Source organism: Bacillus sp. RAR_M1_44, assembly GCF_020165935.1.
In the GTDB taxonomy this organism is placed as follows: Bacteria; Bacillota; Bacilli; order Bacillales; family Bacillaceae; genus Bacillus; species Bacillus altitudinis.
The window spans coordinates 1,993,186-2,010,361 of sequence record NZ_JAIUKX010000001.1 but is presented as its reverse complement, the minus strand read 5'-3'; the positions used below and the strand labels follow the sequence as shown (position 1 = coordinate 2,010,361).

Here is a 17,176-nt window from a genome sequence, read left to right as displayed (position 1 = left end):
TGGACAGCCTCCCATACAGAAAAAAAGGCAAAACAAAAAGCAGTAAACAAAAAGTTCACTGCCCATTAATAGGCGACTGAGCTAGCGGTATCATCGAATGTTAATTCGACCGTCTCAGTCAGTATATCTGCATAACTGTAAGAAACTCTTTCAAACGAATTCTCATCTTGATCTAATTGAATCACAAAAACAGAAGGGTACGTTTCAGCTAAAATGCCCGAACGCTCAATTGTTTTTCGGCGGCCTCCGTTAGCCTTTAACGTCAAACGTTTACCTAAGTTACCATCAAGCGATCTTTTGATGTCGGACAAAGTCTTCGCCATTGCATCCACCTCACTGAGATAATTATACAACAACGGCCCATTTTTGTCAAATAAAAATTAAATTATATCAACCAACACGAGCCATTGTCAACAAAATAATTTTGACAAACTTCTACCTTTTCTCCTCCCTATTTTTCTCAAATTCCGGTGAATTATGTATTCATATGAAATTTCTTTTTGAGCATAAAAAAAACCAGACTGAAATCAGTCGGGTTATGTCGATTCATGGTCTCTTTTATATGGCATACCTACCCTTAAAACACCCCTTGTTTCAATCCCTCCGAGACCTTTTTCTCTCGTCAGCGTATTTCGGAGCACATCCCACACGTTGATTCGATCTACAAATGGAGTGAAGCTGATCTTGGCAACAATATAGACGGGGTCAAGTGCATGAATGTTGACACGTGAGGGTGAGCTTGCAAAATTAGCACCTGCTTGAATTAATGATTCAAAATGAGATTGGCAGGCACCTGCAAAGATCACGAGCTGATCTAAATGCGGAACCTTCCTTCTTGCCTTTTGAACCGTTTCAACGAAATGACGAGAATGACGATATGCACCGATATCGTGTACACCGCCCTTTTGTTTAGAATACGCATCATGTCCTGTGATGACCAAAATATCAGGCCGATATTGATCAATTAATGAATCAATCATGCTTGGCATTTTCTTCTCGTGGCAATGCACACCATACACAGGTACACCGATTCTTTCATATACATCTAAGCATTTCTTTAAGTATGAAGCATCTCCATCTAAATGCAGAACCTTTCCGGGCATATGAAAATACTGCTCCTGATGCTGATATTGTCCAGACGTATAATACTCTTGTTTTTCACGAAGCAGCTGATAATCTTGCCTGAGTAAGTCGAGCGATTCGTTAATTTTCCGTTCATCGTCTTTCTCTCTTGTCAGTTGCTCCTCTTTTTGAATCAAGACCAAATCTGACATCTTCGCATCGGCAATCAGCCTCACTTCATTCCCATGCAAAATGGCGGTGGCTTCGTGCTGGTCTGTCTCATCAATTCGAATGATACGAAACATAATATCCATCTGATAGGATGCCCTCGTCACCATATCTCCTATTTGAAATTGCATGCTTTTCACTCCACAATCAGGCTCTTATCCTGTTGGTATCGTCTTACGCTACACTTGTTCTTCTTTCAGGTATGTTGTTCTTTCTAGCCTATGCCTGAACAGGTGAAGTGGTGAAAACCAAAAGAAAAAAGCCCTTATGAAAGGGCTTTGTGTAAAACATTGGACAAACGGGCAAATTCATCGATTGATAATGATTCACCACGGCGTTTCCCATCAACCTCAGCTGTTACAAGGGCTTCTTCAATGATCACTTTATGTTTCTTGCCATCTGGCAGATTGTTCATCAAATTATTCATCAATGTCTTCCGGCGTTGGCCAAAACTCGCACGAATCAGTTGAAAGAAAAACGTATCATTGTCTACTGAGACCGCAGGCGTTTCACGAACAGTTAGTTTGATTACCGCTGAATCCACATTTGGTTGTGGGACGAAAACCGTTTTCGGCACAACCATGACCGTCTTCGCTTCTGTATAAAATTGCACTGCAATCGACAAAGAGTTGTATTCTTTTGATGAAGGAACAGCAGCCATGCGATCTGCTACTTCTTTTTGCAGCATGACAACGATTCCTTTCAATGGAAGGTTTTCTTCAAGCAATTTCATAATAATTGGTGTCGTCACATAATAAGGAAGGTTTGCTACGACCATTACTTCTTTACAGCCAGCAAACTGTTCTTCAATCACCTTTCTTACATCTGCCTTCAATACGTCTTGATGAATAATGGTGACATTATCATATGGAGAAAGCGTATCGTTTAAAATCGGCAATAGGCGCTGGTCGATTTCAAAAGCCGTGACTTTCTTTGCCCGTTTGGCGAGCTGTTCAGTCAACGCACCGATACCAGGGCCAATTTCAATCACACCTGTCTCATCCGTAATCTCTGCATGATCAACAATGCGATCTAAAATATTCGTATCAATTAAAAAGTTTTGCCCTAAGCTCTTTTTAAAAGAGAAACCGTACTTCTTCAGTATTTCCTTCGTTCTGATGGGCGTCGCAATATCTTTATTCATCGGCTTCCTCCTGCATGACGGTCTTTAAGGCCGCAATAAAATCCTCTTTCGTTATTTGGAACATGTGAAGACGCTTTTGCAGCTGCTTCGCATTTGTATATCCTATATTTAAAAGCACACCTAGTCGTTCGCGGCGGCGTTTTGATGCTTCGCCTCCGATAAGGCCTGCGTCAAATAAATCGTCTAACGTAATCTCGCTTTCTGATTCTTCCATTTCCTCATGGACATGTGCAAGGCATTCTCGAATACTATCCAAGGAAGCATGCTCGACACCAATTCCTTTGTCCCGCTTCGCTTTCGCAAGGTGTTTTGGTAAAAAGGCGTGCTTACAGCCAGGGACAGCCTCTGCGATGGTTTTACGGATCTTTTCCCCAGGGAAGTCAGGATCAGTTAAAATGATAACCCCCCTCGTCTCCTGAGCAAGACGCACTTGTTGAATGACTGTATCGCCAATGGCAGATCCATTCGTTTCAATCGTATCTGCATCAACGGCCATCTTTACTCTAGCAGTGTCGTCACGACCCTCCACCACAATGATTTCTTTGATTTTCATGTATTCCTCCGCTTGCAAAAACAATCTACATTTTTTTGTCAAAAAATGAAACCTTCCATGCTGTTTTTGCGTCTAATTAATTAGAAAACAGTGCTTCTATTATAACCAAAAAAACAGAGGGTGCGCAAAGCCCTCTGTTCATATAAATGATTTGATGTGTTTATTTGAGCACTCTAATTTTCACTCGTTTATTTCCCCATTGATAAGCTGCTGACTTACTTGGGACGAACACATCAATTTTATTCCCTTTTATAGCAGATCCAGTGTCTGATGCAACGGCATACCCATAGCCTTCCACATACACTTTAGAGCCCAGCGGAATGACACTCGGATCTACTGCTATGACCTTTGCACCCGGATTTGCTTTTAAATTAAAGCCTGTAGACGTTCTACCTGTACATCCAGCACAGCTCGCTGTATAGGCTGTAGACGTCACATAGAACTCTTTTCCTGAAGATTCATTACTTCTTGAAACCGCAGGTGACGCTTTAGGTTCCTTCTTGGACACTTGTGTACCAACTGCCACTAAACGATCCTTGCTGTCTTTTGCAGTAACCTCTTTAATTAATTCTTTAGACACCACTTTGCCGTTTTCTTTCACAATGGCATAGTGCTTCTTTAATTTACCTTCTTCACCTTTTTCAAGCACCTTCTCTTTTCCTTTTTCAAGAGATCGATCCTTTTTATGTTTGGTATCAAAAGCAATTTTCTCTTCCACTACATCGGTGACTTTTTCCACCCGAGTGATCTTCACATCTGCGCTTTTTTTAGAAAGGTGACTATGTAACGCAGGTTTGATCTTATCGTGCTTCTTGAGCTTCAGCTCTTGTTGCTTTAAAAAGTCAGCGACCGTAGTCGAAGTGGTCCACACTTTCTTATCCTTCCCTCCATCGTTTAAGCTGACCTGGAATGCCTGCTGAACCACAAGATCCATATTCTTTTTAATCTTGTCATTCTTTCCTGGAGTTACTTGATCGTGCTTCCCAATATCTATCTTCTCATTCTTCAATAATGCTCCAACCGTCTGATCTGTTGTCCATATCGTTTTCTCTTTCCCATCTAGGGTGAGATGAACCGGTATAGCCGCATCATACACAATGTTCATGTTGTCTTGAATCTTTGTATTTAGACTTGGAGAGATATGATCCTCCGCCCTGGTCCTTATTCCAAGGTCTGAAAGCAGCTGTGCTACTGTCTCTTCATGTGTACGAATTGTCTTCTCTTTGCCATTGATTGAAATGGTAATAGACTGCTTGGTGAGCTCATGCGCACCGTAAGCCGTCCCAGTTCCAGCTAAAAGCAAGCAAGCGACTAGAAATAAAACCTTGCCTTTTCCTAGCTTGACAGAAAACAGATTTTTCATTTTTTGTACGATGAAAAACGCCTCCTTCTCCTCGGAGAGATTATATAGAGTATCTCAAAACCTGTCAACCCTTCCACCCACTGTACAAAAATGCTCGATTGTAAACCTATTATGGGAGATTTTTGGAAGGAAGGGAAGAAAGACTTATCGACAACTTATCCTATGAAGAGGCGCAAACGTGTAGAACTTTTTCGTTATGTTTCACAATTGGACAAGCTTAAACAAGGATTGACATCATATACTGTCAGTTTATACGGAAAACTTTTTTCGCATTTTCTGTTGTCAATGCAGCTAGCTCTTCAAAGCTTATTTCTCGCAATTCAGCAATTTGTTCTGCGATATATTTCACATAGCTCGGCTCATTTCGTTTCCCTCTAAATGGCGCTGGAGTTAAATACGGGCAGTCTGTCTCAATCAGAAGACGATCACTTGGAATATCCTTTACAACTTCTTTCGGTTTTTTCGCATTTTTAAATGTCACAGGTCCACCGAATGAGATATAAAAGTTCATTTCCATACACGCTTTTGCAATTTCGAGGCTGCCAGTAAAGCAGTGCATAATTCCTCCGACTTCTGCCGCTCCTTCTTCTTTTAAGATCGTCACTACATCTTCCGTAGCGTCACGGTTATGAATGATGATTGGCAGATTCACTTCTTTTGCAAGAGCAATTTGACGTCTAAAGACTTCTTTTTGCACATCTTTTGGCGACTTGTCCCAATAGTAATCTAGACCCATTTCTCCAATGGCAACAACCTTTTCATGCTGAGATAATTCTTTGATCCAAGCCAAATCTTCATCTGTCATATCAATGGCATCAACAGGATGCCAGCCGATGGCTGCATACATAAAATCATATGCTTCAATTAGCTCCATCGCTCTCGTAATGGTTGGACGATCAAACCCGACCACTACAATCTTCTCTACTTTTTCACTTTTGGCTCTTTCAATCACCTGCTCTAAGTCTTCATTATATTGTTCAGCATTTAAGTGGGCATGTGTATCAAATAACATGGTTGATTGCTCCTTTCGACAATTCTTCTGAAAAACAAAAGGTGTTCGACGAAATGTTACACGTGGAACACCTTTGTTAAATTATAAAATTTTCGTTCCATTTGCTAGAGATTGATCTACTTCAAGAACCTGCAATTTACCACCAGTTTCTCCAGTTAAAATCATTCCCTGGGAAATTTCCCCTCTTAGTTTAACTGGTGTGAGATTCGCTACGCAGACGAGCTTCTTCCCTACCAATTCTTCTGGTTGATAATGCTTGGCAATCCCTGAGACAATTTGTCTCTTTTCAAATCCAAAATCAAGCTGAAGCTTTAAGAGACGGTCAGCTTTTTTCACTGGTGCTGCTTCCAATACTTGTGCTACACGAAGGTCAACTTTCGAAAAATCATCGAAGGCGATTTCGGCACCCAGCTCAGGTAATTCAGTTTCTTCTATTTCAACTGTCTCTTCTTCTACCTTAGGCGCACTTCCCTGCATCTTCTCTTTAATGTATGCCACTTCTTCTTCAACCTCTAAACGAGGGAACAATGGCTCACCTTTTTGTACCGTCGCTTTTTGAATCGCACCGAAAGAAAGAATGCTTTCCCAGCTTTTGAGTTTCTCTTCTTCAATTCCAAGCTGGAAGAAGATTTTCTCAGGTGTTTTTGTTAAGAATGGCGTTAACAACACAGCTGTGATTCGGAGTGATTCTGCTAAATGGTACATCACCGAATGCAGTTCTTTTCGTTTTGTTTCATCCTTTGCTAACACCCATGGAGCTGTTTGATCAATATATTTATTTGTTCTGCTGATTAATGTCCAAACATTTGAAAGAGCCACTGAGAATTCGAGGTTTTCCATCGCTTCTTCATAGGCTTTCACCGTTTGTTCAGCTACAGCTTTTAGTTCCTCATCAAACTCATTGACTGGTCCCTTATAGCTGCTTAATGTACCGTCGAAGTATTTTTGCACCATCGCCACTGTACGATTAAGCAAGTTTCCTAAATCATTAGCAAGGTCATAGTTTACACGTTCCACGAATCCTTCTGGTGTAAACACACCGTCTGCACCAAATGGTACTTCGCGTAGCAGGTAATAACGAAGAGCATCAAGACCATAGCGATCAATTAACGTAACAGGATCTACTACGTTCCCTTTTGATTTAGACATTTTGCCATCTTTCATGAGCAGCCAGCCATGTGCAAAAATTTGTTTTGGCAACGGCAGATCAAGTGCCATCAGCATAATTGGCCAGTAAATTGTATGGAATCGTACAATTTCTTTCCCAACTAGATGTACGTTGGCAGGCCAATATTTTTTATATTTTTCATCTTGATCGGTTCCGTAGCCAATCGCTGTTAAGTAGTTGAATAACGCATCAATCCATACATAGATGACGTGCTTCGGATTATTAGGTACTTTAATGCCCCAATCAAAGGTTGTTCTTGATACAGCTAAATCCTCTAATCCCGGTTTAATGAAGTTATTAATCATTTCATTCTTTCTTGATTCAGGCTGAATGAACGACGGGTTCTTTTCGTAATAGTCTAGTAAGCGATCAGCATACTTACTCATACGGAAGAAATATGATTCCTCTTTAATCAATTCAACAGGGTGTCCACTGTCTGGGCTTTTCCCTCCAATGACTTCCCCTTTCTCATTTCGCTCAACATCAACAAGCTGTGTTTCCGTATAGAATGTTTCATCAGGAATACTGTACCAGCCCTCATATTGATCTAAATAAATATCTCCTTGATCAAGCAGCTTTTGGAAGACTTGTTCAATGATTTTCGTATGTCTTTTTTCCGTTGTACGAATGAAATCATCGTTGGAAATGTCGAGTTTCTTCCATAATGATTTAATGTCAGCAACGACCGGATCTAAATACTCAATCGGTGTAATATTTTGTTCTTCAGCTTTTTGCTGAATTTTTTGTCCGTGCTCATCAGTACCCGTTAAATACATCACATCATAGCCTTGCAGACGTTTATATCGAGCCATGGCATCCCCTGCCACTGTCGTATAAGCATGTCCAATATGTAATTTTCCGCTCGGATAGTAAATTGGTGTAGTCAGATAAAACGTTTTTTTCTTTTCCGGCATGTCGGAACCTCCTGCTTGTGTGTAAATGTCAAAAACTCCCGCCCAATGGACGAGAGCGGTCATCATACTTCATTAAAATGTGTCAGATCATTTCATTATGTTTTGCACTTGTGCTTTCTCTATGATACCATCTTAGCCTTTAAGATCAAGCATATATACATAGAACAGAATGAAATGAATGAAAAAGATGAGTTTTTCGAAAAAAACGACAAAACGCTCGACATTTTGTCGAATATTGTCGTATGAAATCTATTTCCAGATTTACAATTGGCTAAATTAGGGCAAAAGTCTTGTTAATCTGTTATCGTCATTTTTCATATTTTTATAGATAAATTCTGAAAAATCCTTATACACCGGTAGTTTCAAGGTCCTTTGACTTTAAGAGTCATATTTTACAAACAATAGTAAACAAAATGATTGACGATTTATGGAAACCTTGTTATGCTAGGAATGTAAGGAATTTGTCGAATAATGACGAAGATAATATTATATTAAGAATAAGAACTTTTTGGGAGGAGAATGAAGATGAAATCTACAGGTATTGTACGTAAAGTTGACGAATTAGGACGCGTGGTGATTCCAATCGAGCTTCGCCGTACGTTAGGAATCGCAGAAAAAGACGCTTTGGAAATTTATGTTGATGATGAAAAAATTATCCTAAAAAAATATAAACCAAACATGACTTGCCAAGTAACAGGTGAAGTATCAGACGATAACCTTAAACTTGCTAATGGTAAATTAGTTCTTAGCCGTGAAGGTGCAGAGCAAATCATTAACGAAATCCAAAACCAACTTCAATCACAAAAATAAGTTTTATATAAAAAGGTTCTTGCACCGTTTGCAAGAACCTTTCTTTATTGTTCAATATGATACGCATCATAGATCGTCCGTTTTGGCACACCACGTTCGACCGCAGTACGTTTAATGGCCTCTTTTGACGTTAACCCTTCCTCTATGTAATGGATCACATGCTCTTTTTCAGATAAAGAATTCCACCAAGCTTCTTCATTCAGTTCTTCTTCATCCTGATCATTTCCTTGTACGACGAGACAGAACTCACCACGGATTTGTTGTTCTGTCACCCAAGTCAGCGCATATTCTAAATCTCCACGAATGAACTCTTCAAATTTCTTTGTCAGTTCTCTCGTAATGGCAATATTCCGGTTCCCCCACACTTCTTTCATCACAGTCAGCGTTTCCTTTAACCGATGGGGCGCTTCATAGAAAATAATTGTTTCTTGGCGTTTCTTCAATGCTTCCAACTGTTTTTTCTTTTCCTTTTTTTGACGATCAAGAAAACCGTAAAAGAAAAATGGCTGTGGTGCAATCCCTGACGCAATGAGCGCCGTAAGTGCTGCATTTGCACCAGGTAACGGAATGACATAGCCTCCGATGTTCGTAAAGTCGCGAACCACTTCGGCTCCTGGATCAGAGATCGTCGGTAAACCAGCATCGCTCACGAGTGCAATGCTCTTTCCTTCTTTTAACCATTCGATTAACTTGTGACCACTGCTATCTTTGTTATGTTCATGATAACTCGTTAATGGGGTATCAATTTCATAGACATGACAAAGCTTTTTCGTTTGTCTCGTATCTTCTGCGGCAATATAGTCTACATCTTTTAACGTTTGTATCGCTCGAAATGTCATATCTTCTAAGTTTCCAATCGGGGTTGGTACGAGATAAAGAATACCCATTTCTGATTGACCATCAAAGCTTTTCTGTGTCTTTTTCATGTGCCGCCTCCTTTTTGATTCGCTTTTCTTCTATATACATGTCCTTTTTTCGACGTGTCCATGTTTTGAAACGATATTCCTGTTGCATGGCTTCTCTTTTGGTTAAAAAGCATTCGTGGTAATAGAGTTCCACCGGTCGTCTAGCTCTCGTATACTTTGCACCCTTCCCACTATTATGGGCAGTCAGCCTTTTTTGTAAATCATTTGTATACCCAGCGTACAAACTGCCATCTGCACATTTCAATACATAGAAATAATGACTATGCTTCTCCATACAGTATCGTCCTGATTTCTTTTGTATACTCTTGGTCTTCTCCATAAACAAAAAGTGGCGGGAGAATTTTCAAATCCGGCTTTCCATCTTTCATGCCTTCCACTAAAATGGTATTCGCTTCTTTTCCTTGTTTCGGATATACAAATTGAATTCGTTTTGGCTCAATTCGGTATTTCTTCATCATTTCAACAATCTCAAGCAGCCGTCCAGGGCGGTGCACCATTGCCAGTTTGCCTCCTTGCTTTAGCAAAGTGGAAGAAACACGAATGACATCTTCTAATGTACAATGAATCTCATGACGTGCGATCGCCAAATACTCATTTTCATTGATTTCATCCTTAGAAGGAGTCTTAAAATATGGCGGATTACAAGTAATCACGTCTACTTTGTGGTTTCCGTACCGTTTAGGCATATCATTTAAATCACCATGGATCAACTCAATCTGCTGCTCCAGTTGATTATGCGCCACACTTCTCTTTGCCATATCAAACAGGCGTTCTTGAATTTCAACCCCTGTAATAGAGGCTTTAGATCTCGTCGAAAGCAGCAATGGAACAATGCCATTTCCCGTACAAAGATCAATAATCTCCCCTTTTTGAATCGGCACATACGCAAATTTTGCTAATAACACTGCATCTAATGAAAAGGCGAACACCGTTTTACTTTGAATAATTTTCATATCTTCTGCAAGCAAGTAGTCTAAACGTTCATCTTCTCTTAACGAAACCATGATGTATCCTTTCTTTTCCTGTGAAAAAGGCTCCCGATTCAGCGGAAGCCTTTTCTCATTTTTTATTTAAAAATGACAGACAGAACAAACAGTCTCCCTCTTTCCGAATGCTCCCATAATGTACATTACAAATATGGAAGCCCTCCTGATATAAACGAGCGAGGTTATCATGACCTTCTCCTATATCAGAATGACTTGGCTTCTGGGCAGAATCATGCTCTGCCTCAGACGATTTATCTCGATCGGATTGATCCAGACGTTCACGCAAGTGCTGATTCTCCATCTGCAGCTGATGATTTTCTTCAATCACTTCACCGATATGATTTTTCAAATCACCTAGCTGGCGATAAAGAGAACCGATTTGTTCTTCTAAATTAATCACCGTATCAAATAGTTCCTTTTTATCCAAGGTGGCACACCTCGTTACTCAGTTGTTTGTGCAGATACAACGCCTTCTTGTAATAATTCTTCCCAAGTATATTCTATCACTTTTTCTTGCCCGGTTAATTCAACTTGCAAAATTCGTTCTAAAATATTAAGCCCTACTACCTTTGCAGAGCCATTAGACGTCTGAATCGTTTCACCGATGTCCGGTAATTGTTCTTTTGCTGTTTCGTACTCATCATTCTCATATTTCAAGCAGCACATTAAACGGCCGCAAAGCCCTGAAATTTTGGTAGGGTTTAACGAGAGGTTTTGATCTTTTGCCATTTTAATGGACACAGGTTCAAAATCTCCTAAGAAAGTTGAACAGCAAAGCATACGGCCACACGGACCAATGCCGCCTAGCATTTTTGCCTCGTCTCTTACACCGATTTGACGAAGTTCAATTCTCGTCTTGAAGATAGATGCAAGATCCTTGACCAGCTCACGGAAATCTACTCTGCCGTCCGCTGTAAAATAGAAGATGACCTTGTTGCGGTCGAATGTAAATTCGACATCGACCAGCTTCATTTCTAGGCCGTGTTCACTTACTTTCTGAAGACATGTGTCAAAGGCTGCCATCGCTGCTTCTTTGTTCTCCTCAACGATGAGCCGGTCACGTTCATCTGCGACGCGAATCACCTTACGTAAAGGGAGAACCACATCGTGTTCATCTACTTTTTTATTGGCGATGACCACTTGCCCGTACTCAACACCTCTAACCGTTTCTACAATGACACAACTATCATTTTCTATATGAAATCCATTAGGATCGAAATAATAGATTTTGCCCGCTTTTTTAAAGCGAACACCAATTACGTTGTACAAGCTTATCCCTCCTGCAACATCAACACCAATTGCTCCATTAGCCCTTGGGCATTCACGTTGGATTGAAGTCTCTTTTTCGCTTCTAATACAGCAAGGATCTGATTCGTCACCATCTGCTGTGTGGAATGCAGCGCGTGCTGCTTCATTGTCTGGAATAAGTCTTGATAAATGACTTTATCTTCATTTCCTATTTGAATCGACAATACATCACGATATATAAATAAAAGCATATCAAGACCAGTTTCTTGAAGGTCTTTCTCTTTGAAAAAAGGCATCCATTGATCTTGTATATAAAAAAATGCATGTTCTTTTCGCTGGTGTAAGACTTCATACAATTTTATCACTTTCGCTCTAGACTCTGCAAACTGATCATTTCGACTTAATTCGAGTGCTTCTGCTAAATTATTGGTTAAATTCGACAAAAGCCTTGCGAGATCCTGAGACACGCCTTCTTGTAAAAGCTGTTGCTCCAAAGATTGCGGCTGCAGCGGCTGAAAGCTAAGCATCTGACATCTTGAAATAATCGTATCCAGCATTTTATGCGATTGTTCAGTGATTAAAACTGCCATCGTTTCCCGGTTGGGCTCCTCTAGGAACTTTAATAAACTGTTCGCAGCATTGACCGTCATTTTGTCCGCATGGAGAATGATATACATTTTCCGATGCGATTCTACGCCTGCTTTTGTAAATTCCTCCTGCAAAGCCTGCACTTGCGCCTTCTTAATTGATTGACCGTCAGGCTGCACTAGATGTAAATCTGGATGGTTGCCAGACTGAATTCTTTTGCAGTTTTGACAGGACTCGCATGGTTTCACTCCTGCTTCCAAACAAAAAAAGCTCTTCGCTAAAAGCATCGCAGCATCTAGCTTTCCTGTCCCTTTTTTTCCTTCAAATAAGTAAGCATGAGCCAGTCGGTCTTTATCAATACTATTAAAAATCAGCCGCATGACGCGCGGCTGTAGATCATTCATGTCATCCCAGCTAATTGCCATGTTATCACTCTCTATGTGTAAAGGTTAATCAATAAACCTTTTATTTCTCCAATACGTTCAAGCAAATCAATCGAGGGTTTCTCCTGATTCATCATATCCTCTGTTAACTCAATCAGCTTTTCATCTAATGCTTTGACTAAAGCGAGTGTTCGTGTGTTGCCATAAATGTCAAAGCTCCTTGATGTCTCTATATTTAATCCATTATCGACTGTTTCTTTTACAAAGCGTTTCACAAGTCCTTTAAACCTAGCCAAATCTTTAAGGTTTCGTGACTTTGTCAGTTTCTTGCCGAAGACTTCGATATCGCTCAGCATGGCTGTCAGCTGCTCTAAACGCATTTTACCACTTTGTGTCTCCATCGATGATTTAAACGATGCTGAAGTTTGGCTTCCTTTCATCGCTTGAAGTTCACGCTTTTCTAAAAGCAGCCGCATATCTTGATTAATTTTCACAGCAACCCATCCTTAAAATTGATGAAATTGTTCAACTGGCAGAATAAAGACGGTAGCTCCACCAACTTCAACCTCAACAGGGTATGGTACATATGAATCTGCATTTCCACCCATTGGTGATACAGGCGCGATCATTTGATCACGTTTACGGCAATTTTCCTTGATTAGCTGTAACGCTTTATCCACTCGGACATCATCGCAACCAATGATAAAAGTCGTATTCCCAGACTTTAGAAATCCACCAGTCGAAGCTAATTTTGTCACGCCGAATTGATGTTCGGTCAATATTTTCAATAACTTGCTGCTATCTTGATCCTGTACAACGGCAACAATTAATTTCATTTGATTGGCCTCCTTCATTTTAGGCACAGGTGACATGCCGATGTCTTCCTCTATATTATAACAACGATTGGGAATGAGGTCATATTTGATTTTTCTTTAATGTGTCCTGAATCAGTTGAAACACTTCATTAAAGACATCCTGTACAGGCTGAGACGCATCTACTACACGGAATCGTTCTGGTGATTGCGCAATCAGAAGCTCATATCCTTCTCTGACCATTTGATGAAAATTCAGTGTTTCCATGTCTAATCGATTTTTTTCTCTTCCTTGATTGGCATCAATTCGCTTTAGACCTTCCTCTGGTGTAATAGAAAAGTAAATGGTCATTTGCGGCATCGTGCCATCAATGGCAAAATCATTAATGGATTTGACTTCTTCAATCCCAAGCCCTCTCGCATAGCCCTGATAAGCAAGGGAGCTGTCGACAAAACGATCACATAAAACAGTTTCCCCCCGCTTCAATGCCGGTTCTACTTTTTCAGCCAAATGCTGCCTTCTAGCTGCTGCATAAAGCAGTGCCTCTGTTTTTGCGTCCATTTTTGTATTTTTTTCATTTAAAATCACTTCACGAATTTGCTCTGCAATGTCAATGCCTCCGGGCTCACGTGTCGCCATCACTGCATAGCCTTGACGTTCCATTTCTTCGTACACTTTTCGAATCACTGTCGTTTTTCCAGCACCCTCAGGCCCTTCAAACGTAATAAACATACCGCTCATAGTGTCTCCTCTTCTATATAAACATATAATTTTCTCTGGTGAATCACCTGACTTGCTTGCACATGAACTTGATGCCCAAGCAAACGGCTTAACGTCGCAATTTGATCTGATTCAATCGGTTGTCCTTTAATCATCAAAGGAATGCCAGGCGGATAGGGAATGACCGATTCTGCACTAATCCGGCCAGCTGCTTTTTCGAATGGAACAGCTTCTACATCTCGCTTTTGCTGATCGTCCTCTAAGAAGAGCGATCCCGTTTGAGGCTCTTTTTTTACAAGCAATGAATCACTTTGCTGAAGAGCCTGCTCTATAGCTGTAAAAGGAATGTCCTTTGTCTGTCTTAGACCAAAAACGAGTAACACTTGATGTTCATCCGCAAGTTCTGGGTGAACCTCCACCGACTCAAGCACCTTTTTGAGTTCATAGCCTGTCAGCCCTTTTGTTGAACGAATGACACATTTTAATGGATCCATAGGTAAAGAGTCAGACTCAACCACTTCGAGATTGGAAATCATATTGAACTGTGCTTTCAGCTTTGCCAAGTCTCTCATGATTTCATCCATTAACCCTTTTCCCTTCAACTCCTCCACATAAGCTCTCGCCAAATCTAACGAAGCCATAATTGGATAAGAAGGTGAACTGCTTTGAAGCATCGTTAATAACGTCTTTATCCGCTTCACATCCATTCGGTCTCCTTGAAGATGGAGATAAGACCCCATCGTCATTGCCGGAAGGGTTTTATGTGCTGATTGTACCACCACGTCTGCTCCATAGGAAAGGGCAGATGGAGGAAAGGCACCGCCTAATACAAAATGAGCACCATGCGCCTCATCAACTAATACAATGATGCCAGCTTCATGACACATTTGAATGAGCCCTGATAAATCAGCTGCATGTCCGTAGTAGTTCGGATATGTCAAAACGATTGCCCGACAGTTAGGATGTGTCTCCATAGCTTGTTTGACTGTTTCCTCCGTCACATGGGTTGGGACGTGCAAGTGCGGATCACTCTCGGTTTCTAGCATAATAGGCGTCGCTCCCGCAAGCTCAATCGCATGGAACACAGACTTATGACAATTTCGCTGAACGAAAATGCCCTCCCCAGCCTGACACGCAGACATCACCATTGCCAAATTGCCAACGGTTGTGCCATTCACAAGGAAAAAACTTTGTTTAGCTCCATATAGCTTTGCCAATAAATCCTCTGCCTCTTGAATCACCCCAGTCGGATGGTGAAGATCATCTAGACCTTCAAGTTCTGTCACATCCAGCTGAAGAATGGATTCATAATAGGACCGTGCCTCATCAAAAAAGACATCTCCATTGTGATGTCCCGGAACGTGAAAAGAATAGGGCTTCTTTTCCGCATGTTGTGATAATGCTGTATATAAAGGTGTTTTCAAACAAATCGACCCTTTTCACTTAAACGATATCTTATATCTATTATAACGTTCAAACAAGTGAACTGAAAGATGGATTCTCATTCCTTTATTGGTTTATGATTCACCAGCTTTTGCTCTGCCTCATGCATGCTACTTTTTAATTGAGCTCGTTCTTGGCTCCCATGTTCTTTTACCTGCAACGTTTCCTGCAATGTTTCGGCCAATTGGCGCTGAACCTTTTTCAACGTATCTATAGGCGTTAAGGATGCATCTTCAAGCAGCTGTCCTTGCTGCTTCGATACCTGTTCATATGTTTGCTGGATACGCTGCTCAAGCGCTGAATTGGCTCGCTGCTGAATATGATTGAACGCAATCGACATTTGGTTGATCCATAAAGGAATTGATGCGGAAACAGTTGATTGAATATGATTGGCTAATGTATGGTTTGTATGCTGAATCATTCGAATTTGGGCATTACATTGCAGTGCGATTTGACGGCTCAACAACAAATCATACTTCCGTTCTTTTAATCTCTCCATATATTCTTCTTCATCGACTTCCCGATTCATCAATTGTTCCTCTAATGTCCGATCATGTGACTGTGATTCTGTTAGGGCATGTTGCTCTAACAGCGTCAATTTTGCTTCAACTGCTGCAACCTGTAACGTCATCTCTTGAAAGTATGATTGATTTTCTTCAAATAAACGCTCCAATAACTTATGGTCCGAAATTAGCACGCCTCTTGCGTAACGAAGCCTTGCTGACAATCTTTCTATCTGTGCTTCTGCTTGTTTAAAACGAGATATGATCTCCTGAGTTGAACGCTTTTCTCGCTGAAACAACCTTAAAAAAAAGCCTCGCTTCTTTGGCAATAAATCCTCTGGCTCCACTAAATGCAGTTGCTGTAAAAAAGCTTCTAGAACGTCTCCGATTTGGTCAATATCTTTTTTCTCCACATATTGCATCATTTGTTTTGATTGTTCTAACAATCGTTCCTGCACACGTGTGCCATAGAAAAGCAGTTTTTGTGGATGGTCAGGGATCTTCTCAGCTCGCTGTAGCGCCTCCTGCTTTTCCTCATCAGATAAGGTATCAAACACCCGAAACGGAAGATCTGTAGTAGATGGGGCTGGTGGTATGACTGGATCTTCTGGTTGCATCGAGTTTGACTCCTTTCATATCTATTTTTTAATCATTTTATCAGCCACTTCAAGTTCAATATGAAGTGCTTCTATATCTCTTCCTAAAACTTGCTGTAAATCATTCGTTAATTGCTTTTGCAGTTCAGTCAGCGTGACTCGAGTTTGGCTTAATGTCATTTCAAGCTCATGGCTACGATTCGGCTGATTATACAGCAGTGCATATTTCTCAGTTAATTCAACAACAGAATCCAAACTCTCAAAATAAAACCGCTGTGCATCATAAAACCGGTTCGGTTCCTTTTTTGTTATCGTATAGATGCGTCGTGCAAGCCGAAGAATTTCATAATTATGCTTGATCGTCTGTACGTTCTTCACAGCAAATAAAGCTTTCTTCAAACGAACCAGCTTTTGCCCGGCTTCTTTTAAATGCTGTTTAATATATACATAATCACTGCGAGACAGTCCGTGTTTCTTCAAAAACAACTGGAAGGCAGCCCATCGGCTTCCTGCAAACATCACACCCCACCCAATCATCGCATACAGTATCGACAATCCAACATGATGATGGAAAACACCAATACTGACAGTTAAAATCACCAGCGAAAAAAGAGTAGAGAGAACGGCCCATACAAATGTGTAAAAAATTGATTTCATGTTCATCGACTCCTATGAATAATCAGGCTCTCTGTTTATCTTATTATTTATTACGGTTG

General features: G+C 40.6%; 20 protein-coding genes. 1 reads left to right on the top strand and 19 read right to left on the bottom strand.

Going from position 1 to position 17,176, the window contains the following annotated elements; genetic code table 11:
* Positions 1–65: 65 nt before the first annotated feature.
* From veg to metG, 7 genes are all read right to left on the bottom strand, one after another.
* Positions 66–323 (bottom strand): biofilm formation stimulator Veg, encoded by a 258-nt coding sequence (gene veg, locus LCD34_RS10655; protein WP_003217979.1) that lies wholly within the window; start codon positions 321–323, stop codon positions 66–68.
* A 213-nt stretch (positions 324–536) separates the two neighbouring features.
* Complete coding sequence (yabG, locus tag LCD34_RS10650; RefSeq protein ID WP_007496216.1) at positions 537–1,421, bottom strand: sporulation peptidase YabG; 885 nt, start codon at positions 1,419–1,421, stop codon at positions 537–539.
* A gap of 134 nt (positions 1,422–1,555) precedes the next feature.
* A complete protein-coding gene (gene rsmA / locus LCD34_RS10645; protein WP_224558949.1) occupies positions 1,556–2,434 on the bottom strand; it encodes a 16S rRNA (adenine(1518)-N(6)/adenine(1519)-N(6))-dimethyltransferase RsmA in 879 nt (292 codons plus the stop codon).
* Positions 2,427–2,987, bottom strand: a complete 561-nt coding sequence (gene rnmV / locus LCD34_RS10640) for a ribonuclease M5 (RefSeq protein ID WP_008341876.1) — start codon at positions 2,985–2,987, stop codon at positions 2,427–2,429. The genes rsmA and rnmV overlap by 8 nt, the downstream gene beginning before the upstream one ends.
* A 160-nt stretch (positions 2,988–3,147) precedes the next feature.
* The gene (locus LCD34_RS10635; protein ID WP_017359324.1) at positions 3,148–4,350 is read right to left on the bottom strand and encodes a G5 and 3D domain-containing protein; all 1,203 of its coding nucleotides are present in this window, start codon (positions 4,348–4,350) and stop codon (positions 3,148–3,150) included.
* A 244-nt stretch (positions 4,351–4,594) separates the two neighbouring features.
* Positions 4,595–5,362, bottom strand: a complete 768-nt coding sequence (locus LCD34_RS10630) for a TatD family hydrolase (protein WP_017359325.1) — start codon at positions 5,360–5,362, stop codon at positions 4,595–4,597.
* Between the two features lie 81 nt (positions 5,363–5,443).
* On the bottom strand, positions 5,444–7,444 hold the full coding sequence (metG, locus tag LCD34_RS10625) for a methionine--tRNA ligase (RefSeq protein WP_008341884.1): 2,001 nt from the start codon (positions 7,442–7,444) through the stop codon (positions 5,444–5,446).
* Between the two features lie 519 nt (positions 7,445–7,963).
* Between metG and LCD34_RS10620 the strand changes: the two genes are divergently transcribed.
* Entirely contained in the window at positions 7,964–8,254 is a 291-nt protein-coding gene (locus tag LCD34_RS10620; protein WP_087975202.1) for an AbrB/MazE/SpoVT family DNA-binding domain-containing protein, read from the top strand.
* 44 nt (positions 8,255–8,298) lie between these two features.
* Here LCD34_RS10620 and rsmI read toward each other — a convergent pair whose 3' ends face one another.
* From rsmI to LCD34_RS10560, 12 genes are all read right to left on the bottom strand, one after another.
* On the bottom strand, positions 8,299–9,180 hold the full coding sequence (gene rsmI, locus LCD34_RS10615) for a 16S rRNA (cytidine(1402)-2'-O)-methyltransferase (protein WP_046527642.1): 882 nt from the start codon (positions 9,178–9,180) through the stop codon (positions 8,299–8,301).
* Positions 9,155–9,454: a GIY-YIG nuclease family protein gene (locus tag LCD34_RS10610; RefSeq protein WP_019744059.1), complete on the bottom strand. Its 300-nt coding sequence runs from the start codon at positions 9,452–9,454 to the stop codon at positions 9,155–9,157. The genes rsmI and LCD34_RS10610 overlap by 26 nt, the downstream gene beginning before the upstream one ends.
* Positions 9,441–10,184: a tRNA1(Val) (adenine(37)-N6)-methyltransferase gene (locus LCD34_RS10605; protein WP_017359328.1), complete on the bottom strand. Its 744-nt coding sequence runs from the start codon at positions 10,182–10,184 to the stop codon at positions 9,441–9,443. The genes LCD34_RS10610 and LCD34_RS10605 overlap by 14 nt, the downstream gene beginning before the upstream one ends.
* A gap of 55 nt (positions 10,185–10,239) precedes the next feature.
* Positions 10,240–10,593 carry a DNA replication initiation control protein YabA gene (gene yabA / locus LCD34_RS10600; RefSeq protein ID WP_007496228.1) on the bottom strand — a complete coding sequence of 118 codons (354 nt, stop codon included), beginning with the start codon at positions 10,591–10,593 and terminating at the stop codon, positions 10,240–10,242.
* A gap of 14 nt (positions 10,594–10,607) precedes the next feature.
* A complete protein-coding gene (locus LCD34_RS10595) occupies positions 10,608–11,435 on the bottom strand; it encodes a stage 0 sporulation family protein (RefSeq protein ID WP_007496230.1) in 828 nt (275 codons plus the stop codon).
* Between the two features lie 2 nt (positions 11,436–11,437).
* Positions 11,438–12,427 carry a DNA polymerase III subunit delta' gene (gene holB, locus LCD34_RS10590; protein WP_024719351.1) on the bottom strand — a complete coding sequence of 330 codons (990 nt, stop codon included), beginning with the start codon at positions 12,425–12,427 and terminating at the stop codon, positions 11,438–11,440.
* 11 nt (positions 12,428–12,438) lie between these two features.
* Complete coding sequence (locus LCD34_RS10585) at positions 12,439–12,879, bottom strand: YaaR family protein (protein WP_224558937.1); 441 nt, start codon at positions 12,877–12,879, stop codon at positions 12,439–12,441.
* A 12-nt stretch (positions 12,880–12,891) separates the two neighbouring features.
* On the bottom strand, positions 12,892–13,221 hold the full coding sequence (locus LCD34_RS10580) for a cyclic-di-AMP receptor (RefSeq protein WP_012008640.1): 330 nt from the start codon (positions 13,219–13,221) through the stop codon (positions 12,892–12,894).
* 79 nt (positions 13,222–13,300) lie between these two features.
* Positions 13,301–13,939, bottom strand: a complete 639-nt coding sequence (tmk, locus tag LCD34_RS10575; RefSeq protein WP_007496237.1) for a dTMP kinase — start codon at positions 13,937–13,939, stop codon at positions 13,301–13,303.
* On the bottom strand, positions 13,936–15,342 hold the full coding sequence (locus LCD34_RS10570; RefSeq protein ID WP_224558935.1) for an aminotransferase class I/II-fold pyridoxal phosphate-dependent enzyme: 1,407 nt from the start codon (positions 15,340–15,342) through the stop codon (positions 13,936–13,938). The genes tmk and LCD34_RS10570 overlap by 4 nt, the downstream gene beginning before the upstream one ends.
* 77 nt (positions 15,343–15,419) lie before the next feature.
* Entirely contained in the window at positions 15,420–16,481 is a 1,062-nt protein-coding gene (locus tag LCD34_RS10565) for a toxic anion resistance protein (RefSeq protein ID WP_224558933.1), read from the bottom strand.
* Positions 16,482–16,502: 21 nt separating this feature from the next.
* The gene (locus tag LCD34_RS10560; RefSeq protein WP_017359333.1) at positions 16,503–17,117 is read right to left on the bottom strand and encodes a 5-bromo-4-chloroindolyl phosphate hydrolysis family protein; all 615 of its coding nucleotides are present in this window, start codon (positions 17,115–17,117) and stop codon (positions 16,503–16,505) included.
* Positions 17,118–17,176: the final 59 nt, after the last annotated feature.